The 19505-nt window shown below is 49.0% G+C and carries 22 protein-coding genes; 14 read left to right on the top strand and 8 right to left on the bottom strand.

Features of this window, described 5'->3' with window-relative positions; translation table 11 throughout:
- Positions 1–606: 606 nt before the first annotated feature.
- Positions 607–1101: a molybdopterin-dependent oxidoreductase gene (locus HV041_RS10905; protein WP_048211945.1), complete on the top strand. Its 495-nt coding sequence runs from the start codon at positions 607–609 to the stop codon at positions 1099–1101.
- Between the two features lie 17 nt (positions 1102–1118).
- Entirely contained in the window at positions 1119–3047 is a 1929-nt protein-coding gene (locus HV041_RS10900; protein ID WP_182294215.1) for a bifunctional diguanylate cyclase/phosphodiesterase, read from the top strand.
- Between the two features lie 37 nt (positions 3048–3084).
- Here HV041_RS10900 and HV041_RS10895 read toward each other — a convergent pair whose 3' ends face one another.
- Both HV041_RS10895 and HV041_RS10890 read right to left on the bottom strand, forming a co-directional pair.
- On the bottom strand, positions 3085–3327 hold the full coding sequence (locus HV041_RS10895; RefSeq protein ID WP_121584522.1) for a helix-hairpin-helix domain-containing protein: 243 nt from the start codon (positions 3325–3327) through the stop codon (positions 3085–3087).
- Positions 3328–3429: 102 nt separating this feature from the next.
- Positions 3430–5517 carry a TonB-dependent receptor gene (locus HV041_RS10890; RefSeq protein WP_121584523.1) on the bottom strand — a complete coding sequence of 696 codons (2088 nt, stop codon included), beginning with the start codon at positions 5515–5517 and terminating at the stop codon, positions 3430–3432.
- 432 nt (positions 5518–5949) lie between these two features.
- Between HV041_RS10890 and HV041_RS10885 the strand changes: the two genes are divergently transcribed.
- The 6 genes from HV041_RS10885 to zinT all read left to right on the top strand — a co-directional run bounded on the left by HV041_RS10885 (position 5950) and on the right by zinT (position 11414).
- Positions 5950–7536 carry an ABC transporter substrate-binding protein gene (locus HV041_RS10885; RefSeq protein ID WP_048211941.1) on the top strand — a complete coding sequence of 529 codons (1587 nt, stop codon included), beginning with the start codon at positions 5950–5952 and terminating at the stop codon, positions 7534–7536.
- The gene (locus HV041_RS10880; RefSeq protein ID WP_121585480.1) at positions 7536–8510 is read left to right on the top strand and encodes an ABC transporter permease; all 975 of its coding nucleotides are present in this window, start codon (positions 7536–7538) and stop codon (positions 8508–8510) included. Before HV041_RS10885 ends, HV041_RS10880 begins: the two co-directional genes overlap by 1 nt.
- The gene (locus HV041_RS10875) at positions 8500–9312 is read left to right on the top strand and encodes an ABC transporter permease (RefSeq protein ID WP_121584524.1); all 813 of its coding nucleotides are present in this window, start codon (positions 8500–8502) and stop codon (positions 9310–9312) included. Before HV041_RS10880 ends, HV041_RS10875 begins: the two co-directional genes overlap by 11 nt.
- Positions 9306–10100 (top strand): ATP-binding cassette domain-containing protein, encoded by a 795-nt coding sequence (locus HV041_RS10870; RefSeq protein ID WP_048211939.1) that lies wholly within the window; start codon positions 9306–9308, stop codon positions 10098–10100. Before HV041_RS10875 ends, HV041_RS10870 begins: the two co-directional genes overlap by 7 nt.
- A complete protein-coding gene (locus HV041_RS10865) occupies positions 10084–10674 on the top strand; it encodes an ATP-binding cassette domain-containing protein (protein ID WP_048211938.1) in 591 nt (196 codons plus the stop codon). The genes HV041_RS10870 and HV041_RS10865 overlap by 17 nt, the downstream gene beginning before the upstream one ends.
- Positions 10675–10769: 95 nt before the next feature.
- Positions 10770–11414 (top strand): metal-binding protein ZinT, encoded by a 645-nt coding sequence (zinT, locus tag HV041_RS10860; RefSeq protein WP_161958604.1) that lies wholly within the window; start codon positions 10770–10772, stop codon positions 11412–11414.
- Positions 11415–11484: 70 nt separating this feature from the next.
- Here zinT and ycaC read toward each other — a convergent pair whose 3' ends face one another.
- A complete protein-coding gene (ycaC, locus tag HV041_RS10855; RefSeq protein WP_005120379.1) occupies positions 11485–12111 on the bottom strand; it encodes an isochorismate family cysteine hydrolase YcaC in 627 nt (208 codons plus the stop codon).
- Between the two features lie 247 nt (positions 12112–12358).
- Here ycaC and leuE point away from each other — a divergent pair, with 247 nt between their 5' ends.
- The 4 genes from leuE to HV041_RS10835 all read left to right on the top strand — a co-directional run bounded on the left by leuE (position 12359) and on the right by HV041_RS10835 (position 14581).
- Complete coding sequence (gene leuE / locus HV041_RS10850) at positions 12359–12997, top strand: leucine efflux protein LeuE (RefSeq protein WP_048212597.1); 639 nt, start codon at positions 12359–12361, stop codon at positions 12995–12997.
- A gap of 174 nt (positions 12998–13171) precedes the next feature.
- Positions 13172–13534 carry a DUF1971 domain-containing protein YeaR gene (gene yeaR / locus HV041_RS10845; protein ID WP_045441926.1) on the top strand — a complete coding sequence of 121 codons (363 nt, stop codon included), beginning with the start codon at positions 13172–13174 and terminating at the stop codon, positions 13532–13534.
- Between the two features lie 3 nt (positions 13535–13537).
- Positions 13538–13720, top strand: a complete 183-nt coding sequence (locus tag HV041_RS10840) for a DUF1869 domain-containing protein (protein WP_048211936.1) — start codon at positions 13538–13540, stop codon at positions 13718–13720.
- A gap of 216 nt (positions 13721–13936) precedes the next feature.
- Entirely contained in the window at positions 13937–14581 is a 645-nt protein-coding gene (locus HV041_RS10835; protein ID WP_048211935.1) for a hypothetical protein, read from the top strand.
- A gap of 52 nt (positions 14582–14633) precedes the next feature.
- On the opposite strand, the gene fdhF is transcribed toward HV041_RS10835, so the two are convergent.
- On the bottom strand, positions 14634–16781 hold the full coding sequence (gene fdhF / locus HV041_RS10830; RefSeq protein ID WP_121585482.1) for a formate dehydrogenase subunit alpha: 2148 nt from the start codon (positions 16779–16781) through the stop codon (positions 14634–14636).
- A gap of 360 nt (positions 16782–17141) precedes the next feature.
- On the opposite strand from fdhF, the gene HV041_RS10825 reads away from it, so the two are divergent.
- On the top strand, positions 17142–17390 hold the full coding sequence (locus HV041_RS10825; protein ID WP_005120370.1) for a GlsB/YeaQ/YmgE family stress response membrane protein: 249 nt from the start codon (positions 17142–17144) through the stop codon (positions 17388–17390).
- A 49-nt stretch (positions 17391–17439) separates the two neighbouring features.
- Here the strand turns inward: HV041_RS10825 and yoaJ are convergent, their stop codons facing one another.
- From yoaJ to HV041_RS10810, 3 genes are read right to left on the bottom strand one after another with little or no spacing between them, the layout of a single operon-like run.
- Positions 17440–17514: a protein YoaJ gene (gene yoaJ, locus HV041_RS10820; RefSeq protein WP_099530266.1), complete on the bottom strand. Its 75-nt coding sequence runs from the start codon at positions 17512–17514 to the stop codon at positions 17440–17442.
- Positions 17515–17516: 2 nt separating this feature from the next.
- Entirely contained in the window at positions 17517–17615 is a 99-nt protein-coding gene (locus HV041_RS10815) for a YoaK family small membrane protein (RefSeq protein ID WP_086523648.1), read from the bottom strand.
- A 47-nt stretch (positions 17616–17662) separates the two neighbouring features.
- Positions 17663–18688 (bottom strand): sensor domain-containing diguanylate cyclase, encoded by a 1026-nt coding sequence (locus HV041_RS10810; RefSeq protein WP_121584525.1) that lies wholly within the window; start codon positions 18686–18688, stop codon positions 17663–17665.
- 186 nt (positions 18689–18874) lie between these two features.
- Between HV041_RS10810 and HV041_RS10805 the strand changes: the two genes are divergently transcribed.
- On the top strand, positions 18875–19123 hold the full coding sequence (locus HV041_RS10805; protein ID WP_005120367.1) for a DUF333 domain-containing protein: 249 nt from the start codon (positions 18875–18877) through the stop codon (positions 19121–19123).
- Between the two features lie 7 nt (positions 19124–19130).
- Here HV041_RS10805 and HV041_RS10800 read toward each other — a convergent pair whose 3' ends face one another.
- On the bottom strand, positions 19131–19478 hold the full coding sequence (locus tag HV041_RS10800; RefSeq protein WP_061067749.1) for a DUF488 domain-containing protein: 348 nt from the start codon (positions 19476–19478) through the stop codon (positions 19131–19133).
- Positions 19479–19505 lie beyond the last annotated feature (27 nt).

Below are 19505 nucleotides of genomic sequence, written 5' to 3'. Positions count from 1 at the left end.
TTGTGTGAGAACGGGAACCGGGTGGTTCCCGTTTTTTTTCAATGGAATTCGGTGGCGATTAAAACCGCTTTAAACCTGCCGGGGCTCTACGCCAGATTTGTATTTTTTACCCTCATGGTATTTGTGATTAGTGTTGGCGAACACAAATTGATATTTACGTCTGGTCTGTAAGCTCAATGACGCGGTTCTTGCCAGGATATCTCGACCCGACAAGCAATCATATTTTTTATAGATGAGCTGCAAAACCAGGTTCTGGTGATTCATTGCACAGCACTCATTCGATGAGAGGCGTGAAACCCTCTGCCGGAAAAACAATATCCTGCTGTTGCCTGAAAAAATAGACCTTTATATTTATGTGTGTTTATTTTTACCACTTAAACAGGCAGCTTGTTTTTTGTACGGTGGTAGCGAAATTTATTGTGTCGCAAATAACAGTAATGGCCTTTTTTAAGCAATGTCAAAAAAATAAATTTAGATTAACTCTTTGATTTTAATGGGCTAAAAGATGGGGGAGCTTACAGTATCAATAATCGCTGGGCAGCATGTGTAAATAGCATAATAACTAAATTATAATTCTCTTACATTCGATAGATTGGTGAGGTTAGAATGCGGTTAATTGTCATGTTGTTAAGCTTTGTCGTCACTACCCAGGTCTGGGCCGGTGAACTTTCCAAACCTGTCGGTAAAGTCCTTTTAACAGTGTCCGGTAATATAGAAAACACCAATGAAGACGGGAAAGCCATTTTTGATATCGCCAGTCTCGAGAATCTGGGCACGGTAAGTTTCCAGACCTCCTCACCCTGGTATAATGGACGCACTACCTTTACGGGTATCTCACTGCAAAAGCTCATGGATTATGTCGGGGCAAAAGGTTCTGTTGTTAAAGTCACTGCGCTCAATGACTACACCACCGTTATCCCACTCAGTGATTTCAAAAAATATAATGTTATTCTTGCTCTAAAAATCAACGGAGAATATATGCGCATCCGTGATAAAGGCCCACTATTCATCGTGTATCCCTATGACAGCATTCCTGAACTGAATAATCAGATTTTTTATTCAAGGTCAGCATGGCAGGTCAGTTCAATGAAAATTGAGTAGGGGTTCAGAGGACCATCATGAACAGAATACTGGCTGGCATTATATTCTTCCTTTTTATATCTACCGGATATATATCTTTCCTTGTGCACGAAAGACAACAAGAACTACAGAAACTGACTCACTACACCGACTCATGGTCTGCTGTTCAAATGGTATCAGAATATTACCGATTTGAATCATGGCTTGGTCTCTACATTAGTGATGATACGATGACGCTCGATGCTGTGCGCCTGCGTCTCGATATTATGCTCAGCCAGAGCGATTTAATAAAGGAAGGTGATTTATGGCATTATATAGAGAGCAATCAAGCGCATTATGAACTGGCTATACAGCTTGAAAAAATGCTTAATTATCTGGATGTTCATCTTGAGAAAATGAATCGTTCAGAACTCAAGGCATACCTGAAAGAAATGCATGCGCTTGATGCACCGCTAGCCCGTCTTTCATCCGGTGCGTTAGATAAAGATGTTAGCTCGATTAATAATACAAATATTAACATTCAAACCCTGTATTATATTTATTCAGCTATTTCAGTATTGCTTATAATATTGAGTGCGATACTGGGGGTTCTGATTTTTTTTCAGAACAGAAACATTTTGAGAGCACATCTCCAGGTTAAGTGCCTTGCTGAGGAACTTCAGGAATCTAAAGAAAAACTGCAGATCCAGAATGCAAAACTGGAGTATGACGTCTATCACGACTCTCTCACCGAGATGAACAATCGCCAGTTGTTCTGGGGGGATTTAAATAAAACCATCGAGATGGCAGAAAAAAACAATGACTCTGTGACGGTGATGTTGTTCGATTTAGATCGATTCAAAGAGGTAAATGATACGTATGGCCATGATGCCGGTGATATGTTATTACGTCAGATATCCCATCGTTTGATTTCTATGAGCCAGGGTTCCGACACGCTATATCGTTTAGGCGGCGATGAGTTTGCTTTTCTTTCGAGCGGTCTGACAGAGAGTCATGCTGTTTCCCGAGCCCAAAAAATATGTGATTTTATCAACCAACCCTACACTATTTATAACGCAATTATAAATATAACCACTTGTGTTGGTATTGTTATCTCTGAAACTGAACGCCGTTCCGACTATCTTTATAAATTTGCCGATCTGGCGCTTTATGAAGCGAAAAATGAAGGCTCGGGTAAAATAAAAGTCTTCCGACAGCGGATGTTAGAAAAGCTGCAAGAAAGCAGAACTCTTGAGCATGATATGGCAATGGCCATAGTGAATAAAGAATTCGTGGTTTATTATCAGCCTATTGTCGATTCTTTCAGCCAGGAAATTTACAGCTATGAAGCCCTTATTCGTTGGATACATCCTCTAAAAGGGCTTCTGTCGCCGGATAGTTTTATTCCTGTTGCAGAAAAAACAGGAATGATTAACGAGATGGGAAAATCTGTGCTTGAAATTGCATGCAGGGAAGCAGCGTCCTGGACCGTACCGGTTAAAATTTCAGTCAATGTTTCACCTGTCCAGCTAAGCAGCAAGGCCTTTGCCGGAATCGTGCTGTCCATTCTGAAAGAAACCGGACTTCCGGCAGACCGTCTCGAGCTGGAAGTGACGGAATCCTCTCTCTTTACGGAGAGCAATACGCCGATGAATACGCTTAACAAGCTCAGAGCTCTGGGGGTAAAAATCTCCATCGATGATTTTGGTACCGGATACTCTTCTCTTTCGCGACTGAGTCGGCTTGCCTTCGATAAAATCAAAATAGACAAGTCCTTTGTGCATTCGATATCTACGCAGGAAGACGCCCTTAATATCATCAGGCTTATTACTGGTATGGCGAAATCGCTGAATATGAAAGCTGTTGCAGAAGGTGTCGAAACAGAGGAACAGCTGGCGAGCCTTCAGGCTTTGGGCTGCGATTTCGCGCAAGGGTATCTGTTTGGTAAACCGCAGCCGGGTATCAATGGGAAAATCAGAAACGGTTAAATAACGCCCGTTCCTCGTGCCCTGGCGATATGCTAAATCAGCGTAACGACAACGTACTTGCCAGCGCTAAGACGTTGGCAATTGCCGTTTTCGCTTGCGGACTGTTTTTCCAGCATGTCGAGCCGACCATTGACGCCGCTTGCTGGGTAATATCGTCGACAGTAGAGTTTTTAAGATCGGCAAGCGAGTGGAAACCAAGTTGCTCAAGCCGCTCGATGACTTTGGGGCCAACGCCTTTTAATGACAGAAGTGCCTGACGCTCAGTGGTTGAAAAGGGCATTGTCTCTCCTTACGTATGCGCAATACTGACAATCCGCTTACGAATACATGCTGATAGCGGCCAGGCTATCAGTTATAGCCTGGCCAACAGAGGTAAGCAAAACTAGAACTGGTAGTTTAAGGATACCCAGTAGTTACGGCCCGGGTTGACGTATCCGGTCGTGGATTGTGCCGTCTGATAGTAGTCGCCTGCATAAGCACTATTGCGGCCAACCTGATACAACGTGACGTCACTAAAGTCTTTATCCAGCACGTTGTTCACCGCCGTATTCAGCGTCAGTTCTTTGGTCAGTTTATAAGACATCCCCATGTCCAGAACGGTCCAGGCTTTTAAATTTGCACCTTTGTCGTCATACACCGCCTTTTGGACGGCGCTGAGGTTGTCGTAATTCTCCGTATAGCGTGGAGCCTTACCGCGGTAGCGAGCGCTCAGCCAGGCGTTCATATCTTCCGTTGCCTGCCAGTTCAGACGGGCGTTCGCCATGTGTTTCGGGGTATAACTCAGTGGCGCGCCTTTATTCTCGCCATCTTTTTGCTTGCTCTGGGTATAGGTGTAGTTGAGAGATAAGCTCAGCGAGTCCGACCATAGCGGGAATGTACTGGCAAACTCGATACCATCGGTTCTTGCTTTACCGCTGTTGGTGTAGCTGTTGGTATTATCATCGATAGAATACGAAACGATTTTATTTTTGTATTCAGTATAGAAACCCGTGACGTTGGCGTTCAGCCCAGCGTCATTCTCATAGTAAAGCCCGGTTTCGTAACTGGTACTTTCTTCAGGTTTAAGGTTCGGGTTCCCGACGGTATTGACCGTCCCCTGTGCCGTTACGCCACTGATGCCATTATGAAGTTGGCTGAGTGATGGCGCTTTATAACCCGTTGTGACGCCGCCTTTGAGGGTCCACTCATCGGATACGTCCCAGACCATATAGGCACGTGGGCTGAGGTGCCCACCAAAGACGTCACTATGTTCATAGCGAGTCCCCACGGTTAAGGCCAGAGAATCGAGGATATGCCATTCATCTTCAGCATAGGCCGACCATGTTTTCTGGTGGAATGTCTCGCCGGTATTGGCCAGCACGACACCATCCTTCATGCGGGCATCCCAGTATTCTCCCCCGAGAGTCAACAGGTGCGAGTCACCTAACGGCGTCAGCAGCATGGAATCCAAAATAACGTTGGTGTTCTTCAGTTCACGTGCGTCGCCGGCCCGGCTCGCGTTCTCTGGTGTCAGTGCCGAGGAGACCAACTGGCGGCCTTTGTTCTCGGTTTCATTCCAGCCTACAGAGGATTTCCAGGTACCAAATGTTAATGCGGTATCGTGGCCGAGCGTCACTTTGTTACGCTCATAACGCAGCGTCTTATCATATCCGCCGGTCAGATTGCCAAGCTGTCCATCATCGTTATCGTAGCGTTGTCTGGCGGAATCGAGATCCAGCCACAACGTATTGCTGTCACTGGTTTTCCAGTCCAGGCGAGTGCCGATATTGTAATTCTCAGATTCCGTAGGATACGGCACGCGGGTGGAAGAGGTATCGCTCAGCGAAGTGACACTGGAGCCTTGACGCTGCGTGGTGCTGCCGCGAACTTGCATATCCAGTACACCGGCGATCAATGGGCCGCTTGACCAGAAGTTGGCGACAGTGCTGTTACCCCATTTATTACTTTCTTGCAGGTTAACGCCGGTATTAATGGACGTGCTCCATTTATCGGTGCTCTTTTTGGTGATGATATTGACGACGCCGCCAATGGCATCGGAACCGTATAACGTCGACATCGGACCGCGGATCACTTCAATATGGTCGATTGCCGCCAGTGGAGGCATAAAGCTGGTGTTCATGGCTGAAAAGCCGTTCGGTGTCACGTCGCTGCTTCCATTTTGACGGATACCGTCAATCAAGAGCAGGGTATAGCTGGCGGGCATACCACGGATGCTAATTTCCAGACCGCCGGTTTTACCCGTGCTACTTTCGACATCCACACCTTCCACAGAACGCAGAGCTTCACCTAAATCGTTATATTTATTGGTTTGTAACTCTTGCTGTGAAATAACGGAAACGCTGGCAGCCGCATTGGTGATCTTTTTTTCGTAACCAGAAGCGGTTACTACCATCACGTCTTCAGCGAAGACAAAGGGGCTGGTAAACCCTATACAGGACAGAACGACAGAGGCAACAGGTTTTAAACGCATAGTCAAACTTCCTTTGTTAAAAATTCAAAGGCAGTAAGATAATTGATGAAAATGATAATACAAATAATTATCATTATATATTTACATAACTTGTCACTTACTGTGTCTTTCTTTAATAAATATACATAAATTGTCATGAATTTGAGGTAGGTAAAAACCGAAGCTGGTGAATAGTTTTTCCTGCAACTATTGCTTCTTATTTAATATAAAGGCGAGTAAATACGGTGATTTTGCTTAGCCACTTCAGCGAAGTGAGAGGTGAAAGTACTGGGTATTAGAAAGTCGTATGATGTTTTTTAAAAATCGTCATACTTTTCTGCGCTGCATCATTTTTTTCGACATTACTGTCCGCCATAATCCCTTCCCCAGGAGACCGTCTAACGTAAATTGTTCGTTAAACGCGATAAAAATAACGTAAATCTGGATAAGAGAATGATTAAAGGCAAGCTGGCACTGCTGACGTGCGCACTGACTCTCGCATTAACCTCACCACTCCTCGCTGCGCAAAATGCAGACGAAGGCCAGACGTTAAAACTGGCCATTGGGCCCGAGCCGACGGAGGGATTTGACCCAATGTTGGGCTGGAGTCATGGCAGCTATCTGTTGTTGCATGCACCTGTGTTAAAGCAAAATGCGGATATGAGCTGGGGAAACCTGCTGACGGAAAAAGTGGTGACCAGTGCCGACGGCAAAACCTGGACGCTGACGCTTAAGCCCGATCTCAAATTCTCTGATGGTTCGCCGCTAACGGCTGAAGATGTGGTCTTCACCTATAACAAAGCCGCAAAAAGTGGTGGGAAAATTGACATGGGGAATTTCACCCATGCCCGCGTGATAGACAACCGCACGGCAGAAATTACGCTTAGCCATCCGCAGAGCACTTTTGTGAACGTGCTCGGTTCGTTAGGCATTGTTCCGGCAAAACAGTATGACGAAAAAACATTTGCCAAAAATCCGATTGGCGCAGGTCCTTACCGCCTGGTGAGCTTTCAACCTGGGCAGCAACTGATCGTGGAAGCAAACCCGTGGTATGCCGGTAAGAAGAATGATTTCAACCGGCTTGTGTTTGTATTCCTCGATGAGGATAACGCATACGCCGCAGCGCGTAGTGGCCAACTGGGACTGGTACGTATTGCGCCGTCGATGGCGGTGGCGCCCGCACAGCAGAATTTAAAACTGTGGGTTCGCGACAGTGTAGAAAACCGCGGTATTGTTTTCCCAATGGTTCCGGCTGGGAAGAAAGATGCTAATGGTTATCCGGTTGGGAACGATATTACAGCCGATATTGCTATCAGGCGTGCGATCAATTACGCCATTGACCGTAAGCAGCTTGCCGGGCAGGTTATGGAGGGGCATGCGATCCCCGCGTATAGCGCGGTTCAGGGGTTGCCATGGCAGGGGACTTCGGTGGCATTCAAAGATGGCGACGCTGAAAAAGCCCGGACGATTCTGGATCAGGCCGGCTGGAAAGTGGGCAAAGACGGCGTACGGGTGAAAGACGGTAAAGAGGCGCGTCTGACGTTGTGGTACGCCAGCGGCGACAGTACGCGCCGGGATTTAGCCGAGGCCGTACGTGCGATGCTGGAGCCAGTGGGTATTCAGATTTCGCTGCAGTCGGGTAGCTGGGAAACCGTTGAACGTCATATGCATGCTAATCCTACGTTGTTCGGCTGGGGGAGCCTGGATCCGATGGAGCTTTTCCATCACTACAGCGGGCAGGCGGCGGGTGTGGAGTATTACAACCCGGGCTACTACAGCAATCCGGTGGTCGAGCAACATCTCAAGCAGGCCATTGATGCACCAGACTGGCAAAAAGCGTTGCCTTTCTGGCAACAGGTTGAGTGGGATGGTAAACAAGGCGCAGGCGTACAAGGGGATGCCGCATGGGCATGGCTGCTGAATATTCAGCACACCTATCTGGCGAATCCGTGCATCGATCTGGGCAAAGGTGCACCGGAAATTCACGGTAGCTGGTCACTGCTCAATAATCTGGACGAATGGACCTGGACCTGCCGTTGATGAAGTCTGTTTTAGGCCATGTATTACGGCTGATAGTGTTGTTAGTGCTGGTCGCGGCTGGCACTTTCATCTTGCTCAGCTTTTCGCCGGTCGATCCAATCCGGGCCTATATTGGCAACGATTTGCTGCATGTTCCGCCGGAGCAATATGCACGTATTGCTGCTCGTTGGGGCCTGGAACAACCCCTGTGGGAGCGTTTTTTCCACTGGTTCTTACGCGTGCTACAGGGCGACCTTGGTTACTCGATGTTGTTTAATGCCCCTGTTGCCAGCGTGATTAAGGAGCGGTTTGCGACCTCGTTTGCGCTGCTGAGCGGTGCGTGGCTGGTTTCCGGTTTATTGGGAACGACAATGGGGTTTGTTGCCGGCCGCTACCTGAACCGTTGGCCGGATAAAGCCATCTGCCGACTTAGCTATCTGCTTTCTTCCTTACCGACCTTTTGGATTGGCATGCTGCTGTTGGCAGTATTTGCGGTACGCTGGCCGCTGTTCCCGGTCTGTTGTGCGTGGGAACCGGGAAATAACAGCGATATGGCAACGCTGACTGAACGTCTGCGCCATTTGGTTCTCCCTGTTTGCGCACTTAGCCTGCTGGGGCTGGGGCAAATTACGTTGCACACGCGGGAAAGTATCGCCAGCGTGATGAAAAGCGAATTTGTTCGTTTTGCGCGTTCGCAGGGTGACAAGGGGTGGTCGCTGTTGCGTCACCAGGTTCTGCGACACGCCATCACGCCAGCGCTATGTCTACAGTTTGCCTCGTTGGGCGAACTGTTGGGCGGTGCGTTGCTGGCTGAGAAAGTTTTTGCCTATCCGGGGCTGGGGCAGGCTACCATCGATGCCGGATTACGCGGTGACCTGCCGTTACTGATGGGGATTGTCTTGTTCAGTACCGTGCTGGTGTTTATTGGTAACTCTCTCTCTGCCTGGTTTGTCCATGTTCTGAATCGCGCGCTGGAGCGACCTGATGCTCTATAACCCGACGCCGACGCTTGTTCGTCTTCTGCTATCCGTGAGCGGCCTGTTATTTATTGCAGTATATGGCGCAGCTATGCTGGATAATCCGTTGAACGTGAATCTTCTTGTGCGTCATCTTCCGCCTGATGCGCTGTACTGGTTTGGTACCGACAATCTGGGGCGCGACCTGTGGGTTCGTTGCTTTCAGGGGGCGCTAACCAGCCTGCAAATCGGTATTGGCGCGGCGCTGTGCAGCGGATTCATTGCGTTACTGATGGCGGCGATTTCCCGTCTGCACCCACGCCTGGATGTCGTCATGCGTCTGATCACCGATGCGATGTTGTCCATGCCGCACCTTCTGCTGCTGATTTTGATCTGTTTTACCTTGGGCGGCGGGAAAAGCGGGGTGATTATGGCGGTTGCGCTCACACACTGGCCGCGGCTGGCATTGATTTTACGTGCTGAAGCGGAACGCGTTGCCCACAGTGATTACCTGACACTCACCTGGCGACTGGGGCATGGCCACTTTTACTGCTGGCGGTATCACTATTTACCTGCGCTATTGCCCCAGTGGTTAACGGGAACGTTGCTGATGTTCCCTCATGCGGTATTGCACAGTGCAGCGTTAAGTTTCCTTGGCTTCGGGCTGGCACCCCACGAACCTTCGCTGGGACTGTTGCTGGCAGATGCGCTGCGGTTTATCAGTCATGGCGACTGGTGGCTGGTGCTGTTTCCAGGGCTGATGCTATTTCTCCTTGTGATGCTATTTGATCAACTTGCCCGGGCGGTACATCGTTTATGGTTGAGAGGTGATGCATGTTGAGTTTGCGGCAGATTTCGCTGGAAGTGGCGCGTTATCGCTGGTACGGCGCAAAAAAATGGTCCTCGTTGCTGCAGGATGTCTCTTTTGATGTTGCGCCGGGCCAGATGGTGGCGTTAGTGGGAGGCAGTGGTGAGGGTAAGAGCCTGCTGCTGCAATGCTTACTCGATCTGTTGCCGGAAAATTTGCGCTTTCATGGCAATATCACCCTTGATGGGAAAATGCTGGATAACAATGACATCAGGGCATGCCGTGGCAGTACGTTTAGTTATGTTCCGCAAGGTGTGCAGGCGCTGAATCCGCTGCTGTCTATTGAAAAGCATTTACGAAGAGCCAGCCAGCTTTCCGGTCAGGCGTGGAATGCAGGGCAAATTGAACACTTGCTCGAACGTCATCATCTGGAAACCACCGTGTTAGAGGCTTTCCCGCGTCAGCTTTCGGGAGGAATGGCCAAACGCATTCTGGCGTGTCATGCCGCACTCAGCCAGGCTCGTTATATTCTTGCTGATGAGATTACCGCCTGGCTTGATGCGCCTCTGGCAAATCAACTGCTGGAACAGCTACGCGGCCTGTGTGAGCGGGGCGCGGGCGTTTTATGGGTGACACATGATCTCACTCTGGCTGCACGTCACGCAGATCGCATTGTCGCGCTGCATCAAGGAACGGTGTCGGATAATGTCAGCCGGGAACAGCTTTTACGCGGTGAAATTAGTGAACATCTAAAACGGCAATGGCGAGCGCTGCCCGAAAGAAATCAACTTTTTGGAGAGCGGTATGCTGTGCTGTCGTGATGTGTTCATTCGTCAGGGAGGTAAAATACTGTGGCAAAATCTCTCGTTCTCGTTGTCACCAGGGGAGCGCATTGGGATTTGCGCACCCAGTGGAACCGGAAAAACAACGCTGGGACGTGTGCTTGCGGGGTGGCAAAAGCCGACGTCCGGCGACGTTCTGGTTGATGACCAACCGTTGCCGCGCCATCAATATTGCCCGGTGCAGCTTGTACCGCAGCATCCGGAATTAACCTTTAACCCCAGACGGAGTACCGGTGATGCGGTTCATGATGCATGGCGGCCAGATGCAGAAACGCTTGCCCGACTGCATATTAAGCCGGAGTGGCTAACGCGTCGTCCCGGACAACTTTCGGGCGGTGAGCTGGCGCGAATTGCCATACTGCGGGCGCTCGACCCGCGTACGCGTTTTCTGATTGCCGATGAAATTACCGCCCAGCTCGATCCTTCCATTCAAAGGGATATCTGGGCGCTGCTGCTTGAAGAATGTCAGCGTCGGCCATTGGCTATGCTGATTATCAGCCATCAGCAGGCCCTGCTTGATCAGCTTTGTTCCAGCAAGCTCATTGTAGCGTGAAATGAGACAAGGGCTTGCAGCTGGCCTATTGATTTAATTGATATGTTATATTATAACATTCCGCTCGCAAATGATTTGAGGGTGAAATTTTGGCTATGCATTTGGAAAAATTGGCAGTCGTTCTGGGGATGCTTTTTGTTAGTAGCCAGGTACTGGCGCATGGTCACCATTCCCATGGTGCACCAATGACCGAAATAGAACAAAAGGCGGCAGAAGGCGTTTTTGATGACAAAAATGTGCAGAACCGTACGCTAGCCGACTGGGATGGCATGTGGCAGTCTGTCTATCCGTATCTGGTGAGTGGCGAACTGGATCCGGTATTCAAAAAGAAAGCGGAGAAAGACAAGAGCAAAACGGCAGAGCAGGTTAAAGCCTATTACCGCAAGGGCTACGCGACCGATGTTGACACTATTGGTATTGAAAACGGCGTAATGGAGTTTCATACCGGTAAAAAGGTGGCATCGTGTAAGTATGATTATGCCGGATATAAAATTTTGAACTATACGTCAGGCAAGAAAGGTGTGCGTTATCTGTTCGAGTGTAAAGACGCTGGCAGCGACGCGCCGAAATACGTGCAATTCAGCGATCACATTATTGCGCCACGTAAATCGAGCCACTTCCATATCTTTATGGGTAATACCTCGCAGGCTGCCTTGCTTGAAGAGATGGATAACTGGCCAACCTATTACCCTTATCAGCTCAAGGGAGAAGAGGTGGTGGATGAAATGCTGCACCATTAATCCCGACTGAAACTGTTCACAAAAACCCGCCGATGTTGGCGGGTTTTTGTGTATTACACTGACAGGAACATTATTTCCCGGATGTCAGCGTGTTGTAGCTGGTCATCAGGTTGCGATAGTCAGGAATATGGTTGGAGAACAACGTTCCCAGCCCTTCAATATCGTTGCGCCAGTCACGGTGTAATTCGCAGGCCAGACCGAACCACGTCATTAATTGTACGCCGGCAGACGACATACGATTCCATGCGGAATCACGGGTCAGCGGATTAAACGTACCGGATGCATCAGTGACCACAAACACGTCGAAACCGGCTTCAATGGCAGAAAGCGCAGGGAATGCGACGCAGACTTCGGTCACCACCCCGGCAATAATTAGCTGCTTTTTGCCTGTCGCTTTGATCGCGTTAACAAAATCTTCGTTATCCCAGGCATTAATCTGGCCAGGACGTGCGATGTAAGGGGCATCCGGGAACAGTTCTTTCAGCTCAGGAACCAATGGACCGTTAGGACCCGTTTCAAAGCTGGTAGTCAGAATCGTCGGGAGTTTGAAATATTTCGCCAGATCGCCTAATGCCAGAACGTTGTTTTTAAACTTGTCTGGATCGATGTCACGGACCAGCGAAAGTAAACCCGTTTGGTGATCGACCAGTAGTACGGCAGCCTGATCTTTATCAAGACGTTTATAAGCAATAGTCATTTTTCTTTCTCCATGTGATGAGAGGGGGCCTTGCGGGCTGAATCTACTGATAAACATTAGTGGCTAAACGGGGCATTGGGTAGGCGCAAAAGTGGGTTTCATCGTTGCAAATCTGGAACGAATAATGATGTTGCAATCGGACTGAAACAGAATGCTATATTCTAAAGCTTCTCTTTCCATCCCCTGGCGCATTCGTTAGCATATTGTCTCGCAGCAAGTGCATGTGTTTTTTCAGGAAGAGGTTAACGTGTTCGCAGAGTATGGAGTTCTGAATTACTGGACGTATCTGGTGGGTGCTATTTTTATCGTGCTGGTACCGGGGCCAAATACGATATTTGTGCTGAAGAACAGCGTCGGTCGTGGAGTGAAGGGTGGTTATTTGGCAGCAAGCGGTGTGTTTATCGGTGATGCCGTATTGATGTTTCTGGCCTATGCTGGCGTAGCTGCGCTAATCAAAACAACACCCGTATTGTTCAATATTGTTCGTTATCTCGGCGCGTTTTATCTGCTGTATCTCGGTGCGAAGATCCTGTATGCCACACTGAAATCGAAAGCCAGCGACGCTGCGCCAGAAGAAGTTCCGTTTGGTGCGATTTTCAAACGTGCATTAATTTTGAGTCTGACGAATCCTAAAGCCATTCTGTTTTATGTATCGTTCTTCGTACAGTTTATTGATGTCAACGCGACTCACTCAGGGTTGTCGTTCTTTATTTTGGCGATGACGCTTGAAATAGTGAGCTTTTTCTATCTGAGCTTCCTTATTTTCTCCGGTGCGTTTGTGACACAGTATATTCGTACGAAGAAAAAACTGGCTAAAGTTGGGAATTCCCTCATTGGCTTGATCTTTGTCGGTTTTGCCGCACGTCTGGCGACGCTTCAGTCGTAACGCTATTGGCCCGCTGTTGACGGCGGGCTTTCAGTATTAAGCTGTTCCCTTCATTGAAAAATGGGATTGTTATAACCAATAAATGGTATTTTAAATATATATTTTGAAGCGTACCCTGTTCACAGCAGCGATTCAATAAGACTCGCTGGTTGTCGACTGGAAAAGGGAAGAAAAATGCTTCAAATTCCACAGAATCATATTCATACACGCTCAACGCCGTTCTGGAACAAAGAAACTGCACCTGCCGGAATTTTCGAACGCCACCTTGATAAGGGTACCCGTGCCGGGGTTTATCCTCGACTTTCTGTGATGCAGGGGGCGGTCAAATATCTCGGATTTGCAGATGAACACAGCCCGGAGCCAGAAGAGGTGATGATTATTGAAGCCGGTCAGTTCGGCGTTTTTCCACCGGAGAAATGGCATAACATCGAAGTAATGACCGACGATACCTACTTTAATATCGACTTTTTCGTGGCGCCCGAAGTGTTGATGGAGAGCGCAAATCAACGAAAAGTTGTGCGTACCGGCAAGGAGTAAATCATGGGTAAAGCAACCTACACCGTTACAGTCACCAATAACAGCAATGGCGTGTCTGTCGATTATGAAACTGAAACGCCGATGTCGCTGTTGATTCCGGATGTCGCCGCTGAAGTGGTTAAAGATCTGGTCAATACGGTTCGTTCATACGATACCGAGAATGAGCACGAAGTCTGCGGCTGGTAGATGTTAGCCTCTGCCTCTGATTGAATATTTTCGTTTTTGATTTATAAACCGCACTGCGTTTTGATGGCGCAGTGCGGTTTTTTTATCCGTGTTAAACCTGGAAATATCCGGAAAAAGATTTCTTAAGAATACCTTAAGAAATCCGCATTGATTGCTAATGTTGGATCATTCACAGGGGTTATGATCGTGAAACAGTCACAATACAGAACCTCGCTTATGAAACTGAATACCCGACTAACATTACCCATTTTCATTCTTGGGCTGGTCATCGTAGCGATCCCGTTCACTGCGAACTGGAATCTACCTTTGCTCAACGGTACTGTCGTCAGATGGATTGAGAATGGCCAGGCGTTATGGCTGCTGTTTGGTGCGCTTTTTACTCTCAGCTACATCCGGCCTTTATCACGTCCGGAAGGCGAGAAACAATTTTGGCTTTGGGCGGCTGTGTGGTGGTTGGTGTTGCTGGGTCGCAGTACCAGTTGGGGCCGTGATTATTTTCCGGAGCACCCTAAACTCCTGTTCAGAGCTATCTCAGTGGTATTGATTGCGATGATTATTTTGCCTGTCCTGATATCAAAACACTTACGCCAGGATATTGCCCGTCGCTTACGCAATGAACCGCTGCCGCTATGGCTGTTAGCGATCACCACCTGTGCATTTTTGATCTCCGATACGGTAGAGCATCATCGTCTGCTGGCCCCTATCTTTTTGCACAATGCGCAGTACGGCGATCTCATTGAAGAGCTGTATGAACTCCCGTTTATGGCGGGATTGTTTCTGATGAACCTCGGTTTTATGCAGCGGGATAAGCAGGTGGAATCAACTGCCATTCGCTTTAGTGAACCACAGCTGGCGAAATAACGAGAAAAAGCCTGAGTCTGGGAAGTCAGACTCAGGCGGCCTGGGCGGTGACTTACTCAATGGCCTCGCACAGGCGTGATTTCATGTCGCTATACGTTTGTGCGGCATACTTCTCTGCCCATCCTTGATCGCTAATGTGCTCAATATTGACGGCACAATATTTGGTTTCCGGGGTCTTCGAGATGGGGTCCAGATTATCCTGGGTCAACTCATTACACGCGCCAATCCACCATTGATAGGTCATATACACCGTTCCGGTGTTGATGCGTTCAGAGACATCAGCCCGACTGATAACCTTGCCACGACGCGAACTGACCCATACCAGGTCACGATGACGAATACCTAATTTTTCTGCATCATGGGTATTGATTTGCACATACCCAGGCTCATCGGCCAGGGCCTGCAATGCTGCGCAGTTGCCGGTCATCGAGCGGCACGAATAGTGGCCGACTTCGCGCACAGTGCATAATACCATTGGGTACTTTTCATCAGGTACTTCTGCAGGAGCACGCCACTGTGCGGCAAACAATTTACCTTTGCCATTGGCGGTATCAAACTGGCTGTGTGCATACAGATACGGCGTACCTGGGTGATCGAGTTCCGGGCATGGCCACTGTACATGACCCATATCACCCATTTTTTCGTAAGTCACGCCGTAGAAGAGCGGGCATAGCTCGCGCATCTCATCCCAGATTTGCTGGTTACTTTGATACTGCATCGGATAGCCCATTGCGGTGGCCAGCAGACTGATGATTTCCCAGTCGCGTTTGACATCCCCCGTAGGTTCAATCGCCTGTTCAAACCGCTGGAATCCGCGGTCGGCGCAGGTAAAGACGCCGCCGTGTTCGCCCCAGGAGGTGGCCGGCAGGAGGACGTCGGCCATTTCCGCTGTCTTGGTCATGAAGATATCCTGCACGACAATAAAATCGAGCGCGTTAAACCCTTCGCGGACCAGACCTAAATCGGCCTCGGTTTGCAACGGATCTTCCCCCATGATGTAGTAGGCTTTAATTTTGCCTTCGATAGCCAGATGCGGAACTTCGGTGATGCGCGTCCCAACCTTGTCATCCATCTGATTAACGTCAATCCCCCAGGCGTTGGCGAATTTCTCCCTGACGGTGAAATCGGTCACGTCCTGATACCCTGGGAACTGGTTAGGCAGCACCCCCATATCGCACGCGCCCTGCACGTTATTTTGCCCACGCACCGGCCCAACGCCGACGTTAGGGCGTCCCAGGTTGCCGGTCAGCAACGCCAGGCTCGACAAGCCACGAACCACGTCAACGGCCTGACCAAATTGGGTGACGCCCATTCCCCACATCACAGTTGCCGAGGGCGCTGCGGCAAAAGTACGCATCGCCTGACGAACCTGCTGTGCGGGAACACCCGTTAAATGTTCAACGGCTTCAGGCGCGTAATCCTTGACGGTTTCCCAGTATGTTTCCAGGCCTTCGGCATGTTTTTGCACATATTCGCGATCGTAAAGTTGCTCTTCGATAAGCACATGGCCAAACGCGTTGACCAGCGCCATGTTACAACCGTTTTTCAACTGCAGATGCTGGTCTGCAATTCGGGCAGTTTCAATGCGGCGGGGATCGCAGACAATGATTTTTGCCCCGTTCTGGCGAGCTTTGAGCACCCGGCGAGCCACAATCGGGTGCGAGTCGGCACAGTTGTAACCAAAGATCAGCAGGCATTTTGAGTTTTCAATGTCGCTGATGGAATTGCTCATGGCGCCATTGCCTAACGTTTCCTGTAACCCGGCAACGGAAGGGCCATGGCAGACACGGGCGCAGCAATCGACATTATTGGTATGGAGAACACCACGCGCGAATTTTTGCATCACGTAGTTGGTCTCATTCCCTGTTCCACGTGAAGATCCGGTGGTCATGATGGCGCGAGGACCATAGGTATTTTTGATATCGGATAAGCGTTTTGCGGTGTAACGAATGGCTTCATCCCAGCTAACGGGAGTGAATTTCCCACCTTTTTCATAACGGATCATCGGACGAGTCAGACGGGGAGTAAGAAGGCGAGTGTCGTTAAGAAAGTCCCAGCCATAGTAGCCTTTCAGGCATAACTGGTTTTGGTTCGTTACACCCTCTGCGGCTTCGGCGCGGATGATTTTGTTATTTTCAACAACAAGCTTGAGCTTGCACCCGGCCCCACAGTAAGGGCATACACTGGTGATTTTTTTCATCAATAACAGACCTGTTAAATGCTGAAATAGCGCGAATTGTAAACGGAGCCACGCGATACGCATCGCGGACTACGATTTGTCATAGTGACAGGCTGTTTAAGCATAAAGTGTGCCAGAAGTGGAAACCCAGCAATGGCAGGGGCTGAGGGGGAGTCAGTAGACCTGAATGACTGACGATTCGACATTAATGACGAGCTACGTCAGGGCAAATGCCGCCATCGAATGGTTTAACCTTATGAAAGATCAGAAAAAGATGAAAATAACAGGTGATATTGATCACAAATTTTAATTTTTCAGCGCTATGCTATGCTTTTATACAACGAGTGAATCGTTAACTTAAAAACATAAGCGAGGGATATTATGGGCATTATTTCATGGGTGATTTTCGGTCTTATTGCGGGGATTTTGGCAAAATGGATTATGCCGGGTAAAGATGGCGGTGGATTCTTTATGACCATTATCTTAGGGGTGGTTGGTGCGGTAGTGGGCGGTTGGATCAGTACCTTCTTTGGTTTTGGTAAAGTCGATGGGTTCAACTTTGGCAGTTTCGTCGTAGCCGTTATTGGTGCGATTGTAGTGTTGTTTATCTACAGAAAAATCAAAAGCTAAGCAAACATACTGACAATAAAGGCCACTGATAAGTGGCCTTTTTCTCAGATTACCACCAGCCCAGTTCCGTTCCCAGCACGACAATAATGGCCACGCCAATCATAATAAGCGTTGTTTTTTTCATCGTTATGCTCCTGGTGAGGCGTAGCCGCCAATAAAGAACCAGGACAGGAAAACGACAGCGGAAATGAAAATAATAACGGGGAAAATAATACCGAGTCGCATACGCTTATCTGCCAGAATAATTTAAAGACGATTAAGCATAACAGGGCTTAATGTACGACAAAAGCGGTTTTATCCTGGCGTTTCTTATCCTGATACATCGCACTGTCTGCAAGATGAAGTGCACAGTTGACGTCTGTCTCCAGCGGGTCAATTTCTACAACTCCCAGACTGGCTCCCGGATAATACAGACAGATATCACCAAGGTCATAGTCACCGCAAATTAGCTGCTGTAAGTGGTTTTTCACGCTTTGCAAACGAACACACGGCGACATTTCGATTCCCAATGACAGGCTGGCGACTAAAAATTCGTCACCGCCCAGACGACCAAGAATATCATTCTCACTGCATCCACGGCGTAAACGCTGGCCAATTTGGATCAAAAACTGGTCACCGACTTCGTGCCCAAAACGATCGTTGATCAGTTTGAAATCATCTAAATCAATATAGGCGACAATAATTTTGTGCCTCAGGTGGCGTGCCAGCGAGAAGAGGGTTTCGATATTTTCAAAGATTGCCCGACGGTTAGGTAGCCCGGTCAGAACGTCAGTGTAGGAGTGGGCGATCAGCGCAGCATTCGCTTCACGTAATTGAGCAACCAGCGATTCTTTCTGAATAGACTGCGCTATCAGGCCCGCGAACAGATGCAGTACCTGTTCACCTCGTTCACTAAGCGGTTGTTGCTGACGACTGGTGGCGCAGAGGGTGCCATAGAACGTGCCATCGGGCAGGTGGACAGGAGTACTCAGAAAGGTTGTGATCTCCAGCGCGCGTGCGGCGGTACATTCTGGCCAACGCGCGGGAACGTTATCGCTATACAGACAGTTTGCGTCTATTGCGCGCTTGCAGAGTGTCTCATCCCACGGCACCGACAGCCCTTCGGGGATCTGCATTTGCTTACTATTACGCGCATACAGAATATGCTGCAGACGCGCATCTAAATCGACCTTAGTAAGATAGGTCGACTCCATCTCAGTCACTACCTCCAGCATCTCCAGAAGTTGCCGAACCAGACTCTCAACAGACTGCTCTGTAGCTAATGATTGTGAGACTCGGGCAAGGATCATGTCTGACATGAGAGGCAAATACTCCAGAATGCTGATAAGTCCTGTATTGCCCGCATAATAGAACATCGGAGGGAAAGATGAAACACGCTATCCGGGTCAAAATGTAGACATGGGATTGAAACTCGTCAGTAAAACATGGAGATAGGTGGGGAGTCGGGGTACTCTTCCAGTGTAACGTTTTTAACAGGAGTGAATATGAAACTTGCCTCTATTGTTGTGCCCGGCATTTTGGTGCTGGCGGGGTGTTCCACATCACCTGAAGCACCAGTACCACCGAAAATTGGCATGGCGAACCCGGCATCCGTATATTGTGAGCAAAAGGGCGGCGTGCTGGTTGCGGTGCAGACACCGCAAGGCGTAAGGTCGGATTGCAAACTACCCGGTGGCGAAGTTATTGATGAATGGGCGCTTTGGCGCAGAGATCATCCGGCAACGGGCAAATAACCCGCTGTCACAATTGACGTAACCACTCAGCCAGAACCAGCGCATGGTTTTGCTGTGTATCCTTCGCTGCATACAGCAGCGTTAACGGCTGTTGCCGGGCAATGTCCGCGAGTCGCTTGCCTTCCTGCTGTTGCTGGGCAAGTTCTGCGCGGTATTGCTCGGAGAAATGAGCAAAATCGATGATATCTGCGTGGAATGCCTTACGTAAATCAGATGAGGGCGTCAGCGCTTTATCCCATTCATTGAAAACAAGATCGGTTTTTTTCACCCCGCGCGGCCACAGCCTGTCGACCAGAACACGATAGCCATCACTTTTTTCTGCCGGGTCATACACGCGTTTACACTGAATATTCATCTCTTAATCCGCTCCGTTAAGCCACTG

The sequence above is a fragment of the Citrobacter sp. RHBSTW-00029 genome, assembly GCF_014104295.1.
Lineage (GTDB): Bacteria > Pseudomonadota > Gammaproteobacteria > Enterobacterales > Enterobacteriaceae > Citrobacter > Citrobacter youngae.
The sequence above is the reverse complement of the archived record's forward strand: the minus strand, read 5'-3'. Positions and strand labels throughout refer to the sequence as shown.

What these genes read in the sequence shown, in the direction of transcription:
- HV041_RS10880 (WP_121585480.1), top strand. Translation starts at nt 7,536, where the DNA reads ATGAAGTCTGTTTTAGGCCATGTATTACGGCTGATAGTGTTGTTAGTG.
- HV041_RS10810 (WP_121584525.1), bottom strand. Translation starts at nt 18,688, where the DNA reads ATGTCAGACATGATCCTTGCCCGAGTCTCACAATCATTAGCTACAGAG.
- HV041_RS10870 (WP_048211939.1), top strand. Translation starts at nt 9,306, where the DNA reads ATGTTGAGTTTGCGGCAGATTTCGCTGGAAGTGGCGCGTTATCGCTGG.
- HV041_RS10835 (WP_048211935.1), top strand. Translation starts at nt 13,937, where the DNA reads ATGAAACTGAATACCCGACTAACATTACCCATTTTCATTCTTGGGCTG.
- HV041_RS10890 (WP_121584523.1), bottom strand. Translation starts at nt 5,517, where the DNA reads ATGCGTTTAAAACCTGTTGCCTCTGTCGTTCTGTCCTGTATAGGGTTT.
- HV041_RS10805 (WP_005120367.1), top strand. Translation starts at nt 18,875, where the DNA reads ATGAAACTTGCCTCTATTGTTGTGCCCGGCATTTTGGTGCTGGCGGGG.
- fdhF (WP_121585482.1), bottom strand. Translation starts at nt 16,781, where the DNA reads ATGAAAAAAATCACCAGTGTATGCCCTTACTGTGGGGCCGGGTGCAAG.
- HV041_RS10840 (WP_048211936.1), top strand. Translation starts at nt 13,538, where the DNA reads ATGGGTAAAGCAACCTACACCGTTACAGTCACCAATAACAGCAATGGC.
- HV041_RS10815 (WP_086523648.1), bottom strand. Translation starts at nt 17,615, where the DNA reads ATGCGACTCGGTATTATTTTCCCCGTTATTATTTTCATTTCCGCTGTC.
- zinT (WP_161958604.1), top strand. Translation starts at nt 10,770, where the DNA reads ATGCATTTGGAAAAATTGGCAGTCGTTCTGGGGATGCTTTTTGTTAGT.
- yeaR (WP_045441926.1), top strand. Translation starts at nt 13,172, where the DNA reads ATGCTTCAAATTCCACAGAATCATATTCATACACGCTCAACGCCGTTC.
- ycaC (WP_005120379.1), bottom strand. Translation starts at nt 12,111, where the DNA reads ATGACTATTGCTTATAAACGTCTTGATAAAGATCAGGCTGCCGTACTA.
- HV041_RS10895 (WP_121584522.1), bottom strand. Translation starts at nt 3,327, where the DNA reads ATGCCCTTTTCAACCACTGAGCGTCAGGCACTTCTGTCATTAAAAGGC.
- HV041_RS10800 (WP_061067749.1), bottom strand. Translation starts at nt 19,478, where the DNA reads ATGAATATTCAGTGTAAACGCGTGTATGACCCGGCAGAAAAAAGTGAT.
- HV041_RS10825 (WP_005120370.1), top strand. Translation starts at nt 17,142, where the DNA reads ATGGGCATTATTTCATGGGTGATTTTCGGTCTTATTGCGGGGATTTTG.
- HV041_RS10865 (WP_048211938.1), top strand. Translation starts at nt 10,084, where the DNA reads ATGCTGTGCTGTCGTGATGTGTTCATTCGTCAGGGAGGTAAAATACTG.
- HV041_RS10905 (WP_048211945.1), top strand. Translation starts at nt 607, where the DNA reads ATGCGGTTAATTGTCATGTTGTTAAGCTTTGTCGTCACTACCCAGGTC.
- HV041_RS10885 (WP_048211941.1), top strand. Translation starts at nt 5,950, where the DNA reads ATGATTAAAGGCAAGCTGGCACTGCTGACGTGCGCACTGACTCTCGCA.
- HV041_RS10875 (WP_121584524.1), top strand. Translation starts at nt 8,500, where the DNA reads ATGCTCTATAACCCGACGCCGACGCTTGTTCGTCTTCTGCTATCCGTG.
- HV041_RS10900 (WP_182294215.1), top strand. Translation starts at nt 1,119, where the DNA reads ATGAACAGAATACTGGCTGGCATTATATTCTTCCTTTTTATATCTACC.